General features: G+C 67.4%; 10 protein-coding genes. 5 read left to right on the forward strand and 5 right to left on the reverse strand.

Going from position 1 to position 11,008, the window contains the following annotated elements:
• Positions 1 to 17: 17 nt before the first annotated feature.
• Positions 18 to 707 (reverse strand): TetR/AcrR family transcriptional regulator, encoded by a 690-nt coding sequence (locus HNO81_RS06355; RefSeq protein ID WP_371818175.1) that lies wholly within the window; start codon positions 705 to 707, stop codon positions 18 to 20.
• A gap of 197 nt (positions 708 to 904) precedes the next feature.
• Between HNO81_RS06355 and HNO81_RS06360 the strand changes: the two genes are divergently transcribed.
• On the forward strand, positions 905 to 1,480 hold the full coding sequence (locus HNO81_RS06360) for a hypothetical protein (RefSeq protein ID WP_175317290.1): 576 nt from the start codon (positions 905 to 907) through the stop codon (positions 1,478 to 1,480).
• A 136-nt stretch (positions 1,481 to 1,616) separates the two neighbouring features.
• On the opposite strand, the gene HNO81_RS06365 is transcribed toward HNO81_RS06360, so the two are convergent.
• The 4 genes from HNO81_RS06365 to HNO81_RS06380 form a co-directional block, all read right to left on the reverse strand.
• Positions 1,617 to 3,068 (reverse strand): dicarboxylate/amino acid:cation symporter, encoded by a 1,452-nt coding sequence (locus HNO81_RS06365; RefSeq protein ID WP_175317291.1) that lies wholly within the window; start codon positions 3,066 to 3,068, stop codon positions 1,617 to 1,619.
• Between the two features lie 201 nt (positions 3,069 to 3,269).
• A complete protein-coding gene (locus HNO81_RS06370) occupies positions 3,270 to 4,955 on the reverse strand; it encodes a DUF885 domain-containing protein (protein ID WP_175317292.1) in 1,686 nt (561 codons plus the stop codon).
• A gap of 55 nt (positions 4,956 to 5,010) precedes the next feature.
• A complete protein-coding gene (locus tag HNO81_RS06375) occupies positions 5,011 to 5,256 on the reverse strand; it encodes an acyl-CoA carboxylase subunit epsilon (protein ID WP_371818176.1) in 246 nt (81 codons plus the stop codon).
• A complete protein-coding gene (locus HNO81_RS06380) occupies positions 5,253 to 6,836 on the reverse strand; it encodes an acyl-CoA carboxylase subunit beta (RefSeq protein WP_175317293.1) in 1,584 nt (527 codons plus the stop codon). Before HNO81_RS06380 ends, HNO81_RS06375 begins: the two co-directional genes overlap by 4 nt.
• 215 nt (positions 6,837 to 7,051) lie before the next feature.
• Between HNO81_RS06380 and HNO81_RS06385 the strand changes: the two genes are divergently transcribed.
• The 4 genes from HNO81_RS06385 to HNO81_RS06400 all read left to right on the forward strand — a co-directional run bounded on the left by HNO81_RS06385 (position 7,052) and on the right by HNO81_RS06400 (position 10,717).
• Positions 7,052 to 7,939, forward strand: a complete 888-nt coding sequence (locus HNO81_RS06385; protein WP_175317294.1) for an NAD(P)-dependent oxidoreductase — start codon at positions 7,052 to 7,054, stop codon at positions 7,937 to 7,939.
• An 85-nt stretch (positions 7,940 to 8,024) separates the two neighbouring features.
• Positions 8,025 to 8,933 (forward strand): biotin--[acetyl-CoA-carboxylase] ligase, encoded by a 909-nt coding sequence (locus HNO81_RS06390; RefSeq protein WP_175317295.1) that lies wholly within the window; start codon positions 8,025 to 8,027, stop codon positions 8,931 to 8,933.
• Entirely contained in the window at positions 8,926 to 9,525 is a 600-nt protein-coding gene (locus HNO81_RS06395; protein WP_175317296.1) for a PH domain-containing protein, read from the forward strand. Before HNO81_RS06390 ends, HNO81_RS06395 begins: the two co-directional genes overlap by 8 nt.
• Positions 9,515 to 10,717, forward strand: a complete 1,203-nt coding sequence (locus HNO81_RS06400; protein WP_175317297.1) for an adenylate/guanylate cyclase domain-containing protein — start codon at positions 9,515 to 9,517, stop codon at positions 10,715 to 10,717. Before HNO81_RS06395 ends, HNO81_RS06400 begins: the two co-directional genes overlap by 11 nt.
• Positions 10,718 to 11,008 lie beyond the last annotated feature (291 nt).

Consider the following 11,008-nt stretch of genomic DNA (forward strand, 5'->3'; position numbering starts at 1 on the left):
CGGGAGAGCCGATCTGATCAGGAGGAAGGGGTGGCGGAGGGAAAAGCGGTGGAGTTGAAGCCGGCGCCCAGGAGGGCCATGGCGTCGATGAGCAGCTGGCGGAGTTCTGCCAGTGAAGCGGGCGAGAGGTCCGGGCCGCGCCGGCTGAACCAGACCTCCATGGCGGCCTTTCCACAGGAAATAATGGAGCCGGCCAGGGCGTGGATGTACAGCCCGTCCTGTTCTCCGGGGGTGCCTGCAAGGCGCTCGCGGGCCACGGCGAAGACCTGGGCCCGGCAGTTGTCCCAGGCTTCAAGTTCCGTGTGTGACATCAGGGGACTCTGCTGGGTCAGGGTAAACAGCTCGGCGAGCGGGGCGATGGCCTTGGGATCGGCCAGGGCCACCAGGGCCGCCTGGGCCGATTCCAGCACGGGCTCCTCCGATGGGCGGAGGCGCAGCTGCTGGATGGCGTTGTCCAGGAAGCCATGGACGATGGACGCCAGGGCGGCGTCAGTGCTGCTGAAGTAGTTGAAGAAGGTGCGGCGGGAGATTCCCGCGGCATCGGCGATGTCCTCAACCGTGAAGTTTCCCGGGCCCTTGGACCGCAGGAGGTCCAGGGCGGCGTCCGTGATGGCCTGGCGGGTGGCGGCCTTGTTCAGCTCGCGCCGGGACAGGGCGGGGGACCCGGTGTCCTGGGGGGCATCGTGCGGGGAAAGTGGGCTGGGCACGCTCTTACACTACGTGCAACTTTGCACTGCATGCAACTATTGCGGTGCCGCTGTATCCCGGCCTGGCCGTTGAATTCACAGGAGATCGAAAGCTTCCCAACAGCGTTTCCTGATGCTGGCCGCCGATGCTGGAAATGTCCCGCCGCGGGGCGTATCACCAGCAGCCGTCAGGCGACGGCGAATCAGGAGACAAAGAGATGACACGCACGAAGAAGATGACCCTGGGCCTGTCCGCCGCGGCGCTGGCGCTCGGTGCAGGAATCGGCGTGGCCGGCATGGCCTCCGCCACCACCACCGCGCCGGCTCCGAGCCCGAGTGCAAGTTCCAGCGCCCCGGCGGACGGTACCGCCGGCACGGGCGACGGCAACGGCCCCGGAGGCATGGGCAGGCACGGTGGCCGGGGCGGCCACGGCATGGAGCAGGCGTCCGCGCTGGCGGCGAAGCTCGGTGTGGATGAAGCCAAGGTGACTGACGCGCTGAAGGCCTTCCGCGAGGCAAACAAGCCCGCCACTCCGCCCACGGACGGCCAGAAGCCGGACCCCGCCACACGTGAGGCCGCGCTTGCCAAGTCCCTGGCGGAATCGCTGGGCATTGACGAGGCCAAGGTGACGGCAGCACTCCAGGAGATCCGCAGCGACGAGCAGTCCGAGCATGCTGCCGCGCTCAAGACCCGCCTGGACAAGGCCGTGGCTGACGGAAAGCTGACGCAGGCTGAAGCCGACGCAGTGACCAAGGCGGTCCAGAGTGGGGTGATTGGCGGCGGCGGCCGTTGATGTCTGCCGGCCACGGCGCAGCCCGGTTACGAACAAGGCCGGGGCGTCGCCCATTAGCAATTACGGCGTAGCCCCGTAATGAAAAAGAACGTCCCCGGGGAAATTCCCCGGGGACGTTCTTTATGCGTCCTGCGTGTTACGCCTTCGCATCCTGCAGTTCGCGGGGTGCGGTGTCGGCGCTGGTGCCGTCCGTGGCGGATTCGCCGGCGGCGGTATCGGTGCCGGTTTCTTCCTCAACAAACGGCGTGCCGTTGCGGGGTGCGTTGTACAGCGACTCGTCCAGGATGCCCTGGCGCTTGGCCACGATGGTGGGGACCAGGGCCTGGCCTGCGACGTTGACCGCGGTGCGGCCCATGTCCAGGATGGGGTCGATGGCCAGGAGGAGTCCGACGCCGGCCAGCGGCAGTCCCAGCGTGGAGAGCGTCAGCGTGAGCATCACCACGGCGCCGGTGGTGCCGGCGGTGGCTGCGGATCCGAGGACGGAAACCAGGGCGATCAGCAGGTACTGGGTGAAGTCGAGCTGGATGCCGAAGAACTGGGCCACGAAGATCGCCGAGACCGCGGGGTAGATCGCGGCGCAGCCGTCCATCTTGGTGGTGGCGCCCAGCGGCACGGCGAACGAGGCGTAGGCGCGGGGCACGCCCAGGCTGCGCTCGGTGACGCGCTGGGTCAGCGGCAGGGTGCCTACGGAGGAGCGGGACACGAAGGCCAGCTGGACGGCCGGCCACACGCCGGAGAAGTACTGCTTGATGGACAGTCCGTGGCTGCGGATCAGGATGGGGTACACCACGAACAGGACCAGGACCAGGCCTGCGTAGATGGCCACGGCGAACTTGCCCAGCGAGCCGATGGTGTCCCAGCCGTAGACCGCGACGGCGTTGCCGATGAGCCCGATGGTGCCCAGGGGGGCAATGCGGATGATCCACCAGAGGACCTTCTGGATGACGGCGAGGGCGGAGGCGTTCAGGGTGAGGAACGGCTCTGCCGCCTTGCCCACCTTGAGGGCGGCGACGCCCACGGCGATGGCGATGACCAGGATCTGCAGGACGTTGAAGCTGATCGAGGTGGTGACGGCGCCGGAATCGGCAACAGTGGAGCTGGCGCCCAGGCCCAGGAAGTTCTTGGGGAAGAGGCCCACCAGGAAGGCCCACCAGTCACCGGACTTGCCGGTGTATTTGGCGTCCCCGGAGATGCCGGTGTTGGCGCCCGGCTGCAGCAGCACGCCCAGGCCCATGCCGATCAGCACGGCAATCAGGGAGGTGATGGCAAACCACAGGAGCGTGTTCCACGCCAGCCGTGCCGCGTTGGACACCTGCCGCAGGTTGGAGATGGAGCTGACCACGGCGGTGAAGATCAGCGGCACAACGGCGGTCTGCAGCAGTGACACGTAGCTTGAGCCGATGGTCTGCAGGGTGGCGCCGAGGGCGTTGGGGTTGGTCTTGGTGCTGCCGGTGTACTTTGCCAGCAGGCCGAGGCCCAGGCCCACGATGAGGGCGGCGATGATCTGGAAGCCGAAGGAACCCGCCCACTTGGGGAGCTGGAATCCGGTCTTCCCTGCGGGGGAGGGGGTGCTTGTCTGAGTGCTCACCAGAACAAGCTAGACCCCTGCTCCTTACCATGCCGAAAGTATATTGAGAAATATTACGCGCTGAGATCTTCTCGAGGACGCAGGAAGCCCCTGAAACACAAGGCGGGCAGCGGTTTGTGTTACTTATTCCCCGGGGCGGTGTGCTTAACGTCTCGCCAAACAGGGGGTGGGCTGCATGGTGCCCACCCCCTGGCGGGCGGACTAGGTCAGCAGCGCCCGGCGGAGGGTGTCGAGTCCGACAGAGCCGATGTTGAGGGCTTTGGTGTGGAACTCCTTGAGGTCGAACCCGGGCCGTGATTCCAGTTCGGCACGAATCTGTTCCCAGAGTCGCTGGCCCACTTTGTAGGAGGGTGCCTGTCCGGGCCAGCCGAGGTAGCGGGTGAATTCGAAGTTGAGCTGGCCTTCGCTGATGGGGAGGTTTTCCTTCAGGAAGCCGTAACCCTTGTCTGCGGTCCAGGTGCCGGTTCCCCAGCGTCCGGGCATCTCGAGTTCCAGGTGGACGCCGATGTCGAAGACCACGCGGGCTGCCCGCATGCGCTGCATGTCCAGCATGCCCATGTGGTCGCCGGGATCGTTCAGGTAGCCCAGTTCCTGCATGAGCTTTTCGGCGTATAGGGCCCACCCTTCGCCGTGGCCGGACGTCCAGCAGACGTTCCGCCGCCACTTGTTGAGCAGTTCGCGGCGGTAGGTGGCGGTGGCCACTTGGAGGTGGTGGCCCGGGACGCCCTCGTGGTACACGGTGGTGGTTTCGGCCCAGGTGGTAAAGGTGTCCTCGCCGGCGGGGACGGACCACCACATGCGGCCGGGGCGGCTGAAGTCATCGGACGGACCGGTGTAGTAGATGCCGCCTTCGTCGGTGGGGGCAATCCTGCACTCCAGTGTCTTCATGACGTCGGGGATGTCGAAGTGCACGCCGGCAAGCTCTGCCACGGCTTTGTCGGAGAGGCCCTGCATCCATGCCTGGAGCGCCTCCGTGCCCTTGAGCTGCCGTGCGGGATCGTTGTTGAGGATGTCCTTGGCTTCGGCAATGGAAGCCCCAGGCTTGATGGTGGCCGCCACCTTTTCCTGTTCCGCGATGAGGCGGTCCAGTTCCTGGACGCCCCACGCGTACGTTTCCTCCAGGTCCACCTCTGCGCCCAGGAAGGAGCGGGACGCCAGCGCATAGCGGGCCCTGCCCACGGCATCCTTTTCGGGCGCTTCCGGCAGCAGTTCGGTGCGCAGGAATTCCGCCAGGCCGCTGTAGGCGCTGCGGGCGGCGTCAGCGCCGGCGTCGAGCTTCTCCTGCAGGGCCGGCGCAAGCGGCCCGTTGGCCGTGGCGGCGCCTGCGGCCAGCTTGGCGAAGAAGCCGTCCCCGGCGGCGTACTTGCTGACCTGTTCGATGACGATGCGCACCTGGCGGGCGGCAGCGACCTTGCCCGCATCCCTGGCCAGGCGCAGGGACTCGGTGTAGCCGCTGATGGCCGCGGGCACGTTGTGTGCGCGCCCGGCGATGTGCTCCCAGTCCTGCTCGGTTGCGGTGGGCATGAGGTCGAAGATGGCGCGGATGTCCTGCGCCGGGGAGGCAATGTTGTTCAGGTCGGCGTATTCCCAGCCGGAGGCGTGGATCAGCAGCTGCAGGCCCAGCCGTTCCTGCATGGCGTCCAGGGTGACGGCGTCCACGTCGTCCTCCGGCTCCAGCCCCTCCAGTGCCACCAGGGCATCCCGGGCGGCCTCGGCAAATCCGGCGATGCCGGCGGGGGAGAAGTCCTGGTATTCCGTCTCATGTCCCGGCAGGCCAAGGGTGGTGGCAAAGGTCGGGTTGAGCCTGATCAGGGTGTCGGTGTAGTTGTCCGCGACGGCGTCAATCCGGGTATGCGGGCGCGCGGCGGGTGCGGTGTCGGTAGTCACATTGCGACACTACCCGGCAACGCGGGTGGGCCGTGGCAGGGAGCGTGGGCGCGCCTCAGCCCTGGCTGCGTTTCCAGGCTCCCGGACCGGGAATGGGGGCAAGCCGGAGCTGCTGCCGCCGGACCCAGTGCCGCACGCCGGCTGTCCGGGCCGCCGCCGGGTTCTCTCCGCCGAGTGAGAGGACGACGGCGGCCAGCGCGGCGAGTTCCTCGTCGTTCGGCTGCCCTTTGACAACAGAGAACAGCGGCGCGGCTGCGTCCGGGGTTTCGGCGGGCTCGGGCGCCTCTTGGGTGCCGGTCACAGCGGGATGTTCCCGTGCTTCTTGGCGGGCAGGCTGGCCCGCTTGTCGCGAAGGGCGCGCAGGCCCCGGATGATCTGGAGGCGGGTGTCCGAGGGGGCAATGACGGCGTCCACGTAGCCGAGCTCCGCGGCCTGGTAGGGGTTGAGGAGTTCTTCCTCGTACTGCTGGATCACCTGGGCGCGGCGGGCCTCGACGTCGCCGCCCTCCTCGGCGACGGCTGCGAGGTCGCGGCGGTAGAGGATGTTCACCGCACCCTGGGCGCCCATCACACCGATCTGGGCCGTGGGCCAGGCCAGGTTCAGGTCGGCGCCGAGCTTCTTGGAGCCCATGACGATGTAGGCGCCGCCGTAGGCCTTTCGGGTGATGACGGTGAGCTTGGGGACCGTGGCCTCGGCGTAGGCGTAGAGGAGTTTGGCGCCGCGGCGGATGATGCCCTGGAACTCCTGGTCCTTGCCGGGCAGGAAGCCTGGCACGTCCACCAGGGTGATGATGGGGATGTTGAAGGCGTCGCAGTTGCGCACGAAGCGGGCCGCTTTTTCCGACGCGGCGATGTCCAGGGTGCCGGCGAACTGGAGGGGTTGGTTGGCCACGATGCCTACCGTGTGGCCCTCCACGCGGCCGTAGCCGATCATCACGTTCGGCGCGTACAGGGCCTGCATTTCCAGGAAGTGCCCGTCGTCCACGATCTGCTCCACCACGGCGCGCATGTCGTATGGCTGGTTGGCTGAATCCGGAACCAGCGTGTCCAGGGCGAGGTCGTCGTCGTCAATCTCCAATTCCTGCTGGTGCCCCAGGACGGGTGCTTCCGCCAGGTTGTTGGAGGGGAGGAAGTCCAGCAGTTCGCGGACGAACTCGATGGCGTCGGCTTCGTCCGAGGCCAGGTAGGTGGACGTGCCGGTGGTGGCGTTGTGCTGCCGGGCGCCGCCCAGGGTTTCCATGTCCACGTCCTCGCCGGTGACGGTCTTGATGACGTCCGGTCCGGTGATGAACATGTGCGAGGTCTTGTCCACCATCACCACGTAGTCGGTGAGGGCGGGGGAGTAGGCCGCGCCGCCGGCGGACGGGCCCATGATCAGTGAGATCTGCGGTACCACGCCGGAGGCGTGGACGTTGTTGCGGAAGATATCCGCGAACATGGCCAGGGAGGCCACACCTTCCTGGATGCGGGCGCCGCCGCCGTCCAGGATGCCGACGACGGGGCAGCCGTTGCGGAGCGCGAACTCCTGGACCTTGACGATCTTTTCGCCGTTGACCTGGCTCAGGGACCCGCCGTACACGGTGAAGTCCTGGCTGTATACCGCCACCAACCGGCCGTCCACGGTGCCGTAGCCGGACACCAGGCCGTCGCCCAGCGGCTTCTTCTTTTCCATGCCGAAGGCGGTGGAGCGGTGCACGGCCAGGGCGTCGAATTCAACGAACGAGTCCTCGTCCAGGAGCAGGGCGATGCGCTCGCGGGCCGTGTTCTTGCCGCGGGCATGCTGCTTGTCGGTGGCTTCGGGGCCGGAGGGCTGTTCGGCGCGCGCCTGGCGGTCGCGGAAATCGGCGATCTTTCCCGCTGTCGTTGTCAGATCGTGGCTCATCAAGTGTCTCCGGCTCTGTAGCAGGTCAGTTCTGTCGGCTGGCGGCCCGTGCTGTCCGGAGCATTAAGTAGCATCCACACAAAAGACCAACCCTGCTGGCAAGTCTAGTAACGGTCTGGGCGTCCACAGCTGTAGGGAACCTACAATTTTCTGCGTTTCCATCCACCCCTTCACAATGTTACTCACCGGTAACTTAGTTGGGTTACAGTGTTTCCATGACTTCAAGCGACGATGCTTTGCATGCCACCGAAAGCCCGTACCGGGCCGCTGGTTCCCTGGCCGGCCGGACCATCCTGCTCTCCGGCGGCAGCCGCGGGATCGGCCTGGCCATAGCGCTGAGGGCCGCCCGGGACGGTGCCAACATTGTGCTCCTCGCCAAGACGGGCGAGCCGCACCCCAAGCTGGCCGGGACCGTGTACAGCGCGGCCCGGGAGCTGGAGGAGGCCGGCGGCCAGGCGCTGCCCCTGGTGGGCGACGTCCGCAGGGATGAGGATGTGGCCGGCGCCGTGGATGCTGCGCTGGAGCGGTTCGGCGGCATCGACGTGGTCATCAACAACGCGTCCGCCATCGACCTGTCCACCACGGACGCCGTGGACATGAAGCGGTACGACCTCATGCAGGACATCAACGTCCGCGGCACCTTCCTGCTGTCAAAACTGGCGCTGCCGGCGCTGCGTGCCTCCGGGCGGGGACAGATCCTGACGCTCTCACCGCCGCTGAACCTTGACCCCTCCTGGGCCGGGAAGCACCTCGCGTACACCATGGCCAAATACGGCATGAGCCTGACCACGCTGGGCCTAGCCGAAGAGCTCAAGGGCGACGGCATCCGGGTCAACTCCCTGTGGCCGTGCACCCTCATTGACACAGCCGCCATCCGCAACATGCCCCACGGCGACACCATGGTGCTTGCCGCCAGGGGGCCGCAGATCATGGCCGACGCCGCCCACGCCGTCCTGACCGGAAGCAATCTTGGAACCGGCGCGCCGCCGTCGGGCAATTTCTACACGGACGAGCAGGTCCTCGCCGCGGCCGGCGTGACCGACTTCCGTCCCTACAGCCTGGGCGCGCCGGAAGACCGGCTGGTGGCGGACATCTTCCTCTAGCAGCCCCTCCCGCCGCCGCCCGGACGGTCGGCTCCGGGCGGTGGCAGTCTGGGTGGGACCCGGTCCGGCTCGGTAGGATCTAGCTATGGATGACGCACACGCACCGGGTACCCCCCTGAACCGAGCGGACCTGGCCGACCAGCGTTTCCTCGCCGCCACGGGGATCCCCCGGATCGACGTCGTGGACTCCACCGGCTCCACCAACGCCGACCTTTTGCGGGGTGTCACCGTGGACCCGGCGGCATGGCCGGATCTTTCCGTCCTGACCGCCGAGTATCAGACGGCTGCCCGGGGACGGCTGGACCGGCGGTGGGAGGCGCCGCCGCTGAGCTCGGTATCCGTCTCAGTGGTCCTGCGCCCGGTCAACGCGGATGGGCGCCCCCTTCCCACCCAGAGCTACTCCTGGCTGTCCCTCATCGCAGCCCTGGCCCTGCGCGAAACGCTCCTGGAGACGGCCGGTATCCCGGCGGAACTGAAGTGGCCCAACGATGTCCTGGTCCGCGGCAGGAAGATCGCCGGCATCCTGGCCCAGCTGGGTCCCATGGTGGACGGAAACGTGCCGCCCGTCATTTTGGGCACCGGCCTGAACGTCACGCTGCGTGAAAGCGAACTTCCAGTCCCCACGGCAACCTCCGCGGCCATCGAGGGAGCCAGCACCACCGACCGCACCGCGCTGCTGAAAAGCTACCTCTCCCACTTCGCCGTCCTGTACCGCAATTTCTGCAATGCCGACGGCGACCCCACGGCCGGGATGGCTGGCGGCCCGTCGCTGCACAAGAGGGTGGAGGCCGTCATGGTCACCCTGGGCAAGCAGGTGCGCGCGCAGCTGCCCGGGGACCACGAAATCATTGGCCACGCGTCCCGGCTGGACGACTACGGCTCCCTGCTGGTGGTTGACCGGGATTCGCATGAGCATGTGGTGACGGCCGGTGACGTGGTCCACTTGCGGCCCTGGACGTCGCCGGACACCCCACACCAGGGCGGCTATGCGTAAAACCCTCGTGCCGGGGGAGCAGGTCATCGTCACCACCCGTCCGCAGCCGCGCAGGCTCGCCGGAGCGGCAGCCGCCTTTGTCCTGGCGCCGGCCCTTGCCGCGTTCGCCAGTGCGTGGGTCATCCGCGGCGGTATTACCCGCATGGCCCCCGCCCTGGGCCGCCAATGGACGCCATGGTTTGTCACGGCCTGCGTCCTCGCGGCGGTAACTGTATGGCTGGGTTACTGCCTGCCGCGCCTGCTGCGCTGGCAGGGCACCCGCTACACCCTGACCAGCCAGCGTATGGTGGCCCGGTGGGGCCTGTTGAACAGGCGGGACCAGCAGGTGAACCTGGCGTCGGTGCGTAACCTCACTGTCCACGAATCGCTGCTGCAGCGACTGGTGCGCTCGGGGAATATATCCTTGGAAACCGGGCACCAGGGCATGGTGACCTTTCGCGACGTGCCCGAGGTTGCCCGGTTCCGCGACTTTATCCTCGACGCCATAGGGGAACTGCCGGAGGACAGCGGGTCCCAGCCGGGGGACACGACGTATTACCCTGCGGGTGCTTTTCCGGAGGACATGAGAGAAGGTGGACGGGATGACCGATGAGGCCCAGCAGGAACGCGTCGAGCGCGTCCCGGCCGGAACCGCCGCCGTTGAGCCTGGCTCCGGCGGCTTCCCCGCCGACCAGCCGGAAACCGCACCCGGCCTTCCGGCGGAGCTGCCCGCCGTCGACCGCCACCCGCCAACCGGCGCCATGTCCGCCGAACGCCTCGCCATGAAGGCGCTCGAAGCCAGGCTGCTGGGGGGAGAACGCAAGCTCCGCCGCCGTGAGGTTGCCGCTGGTGCGGGGCTCTCCCTGCTCTCTGCCCGCAAACTGTGGCGCGCCCTGGGCTTCCCCAACTTCGGTGACGAAGACGTGGCCTTCACCGAACGAGACCAGGCCGCCCTGTCCACCGTGGTGGACCTGGTCCGCGCCGGCAAGCTCACGGAGGAAGCTGCCATCTCGGTAACCCGGTCCATCGGGCAAATGACCGACCGCATGGTGGTGTGGCAGATCGAAGCGCTGGTGGAGGACATGGTCCACGAGCAGGGCGTCACGGATGCCGTGGCCCGCAAGCGCCTGGTCAACGAACTCCCCGCCCTGGTGGACGCACTGGAGGAGGTCCTGGTGTACTCCTGGCGCCGCCAGCTCAACGCCGGCGTCCAGCGCCTCGCGGTCCGTGCCGAGGCCGGACTGCAGGCCAGCGAGGAAGGCCGCGAAGGCGACGAAGACGACGCCCCGCTGCCCCTGGCCCGCGCCGTCGGGTTCGCCGACCTGGTCTCCTACACCAGCCTGTCCCGCCGGATGAACGAAAAGACGCTCGCCCGGCTGGTCCAGCGCTTCGAAAACAAGTGCGCGGAGATCATCTCCGTCGGCGGCGGCAGGCTGGTCAAGACCGTCGGCGATGAAGTGCTCTACATTGCCGAGACCCCGGCCGCCGGCGCCGAGATCTCCCTGGCCCTCGCCGAAGCCTTCACCGAGGACGAGATCCTCCCCGAAGCCCGGGTGGCCATGGTGTGGGGACGGATCCTGTCCCGCCTGGGCGACATCTACGGTCCCACCGTCAATCTCGCCGCACGCCTGACCACCCTCGCGGATCCAGGCACGGTCCTGGTGGACTCCATGACGGCCTCCGCCCTGGACCACGACGAGCGGTTCGTCCTGATTCCCCAGGAGCCGGAAAACGTGCGCGGCTTCGGCGAAATCAACCCCGTGCGCCTCACCCGCGGCCGGGGCAAGGGCCTGATCCTCGACTAGGACGCGGGCTTCCACGGGTGCTGAAGCCTGCTGAAAGAATTTGTCCATTTGTTGGCGTATAGCGGTATCGTTGTGGTGCCCGGTGTCCTGTGATGCCGGCTGCAGGCAGCCTGCCTAGATTTACCGGGGGATTCTCACACATGAAACGTCGCGGACAAACGCGCGCCCAAAGCCGTCCTGCCGGCGTGCCCCTCTGGCGCCGGTTTTCCCGCTCACGGTGGTCCACCGGTACGGCGTTTGGTGCTGTGGTGGCTGTGGTGGTGACGGGTGCTGTGTTGTATCCGGGGTTTA

Origin of the sequence: Pseudarthrobacter sp. C4D7 (genome assembly GCF_013359725.1) — a bacterium.
Taxonomy (GTDB): Bacteria; Actinomycetota; Actinomycetes; order Actinomycetales; family Micrococcaceae; genus Arthrobacter.

Excerpts from the sequence above, each read along its gene's own strand:
- HNO81_RS06380 (WP_175317293.1), bottom strand. The coding sequence starts at position 6,836 with ATGAGCCACGATCTGACAACGACAGCGGGAAAGATCGCCGATTTCCGC.
- HNO81_RS06360 (WP_175317290.1), top strand. The coding sequence starts at position 905 with ATGACACGCACGAAGAAGATGACCCTGGGCCTGTCCGCCGCGGCGCTG.
- HNO81_RS06385 (WP_175317294.1), top strand. The coding sequence starts at position 7,052 with ATGACTTCAAGCGACGATGCTTTGCATGCCACCGAAAGCCCGTACCGG.
- HNO81_RS06390 (WP_175317295.1), top strand. The coding sequence starts at position 8,025 with ATGGATGACGCACACGCACCGGGTACCCCCCTGAACCGAGCGGACCTG.
- HNO81_RS06395 (WP_175317296.1), top strand. The coding sequence starts at position 8,926 with ATGCGTAAAACCCTCGTGCCGGGGGAGCAGGTCATCGTCACCACCCGT.
- HNO81_RS06400 (WP_175317297.1), top strand. The coding sequence starts at position 9,515 with ATGACCGATGAGGCCCAGCAGGAACGCGTCGAGCGCGTCCCGGCCGGA.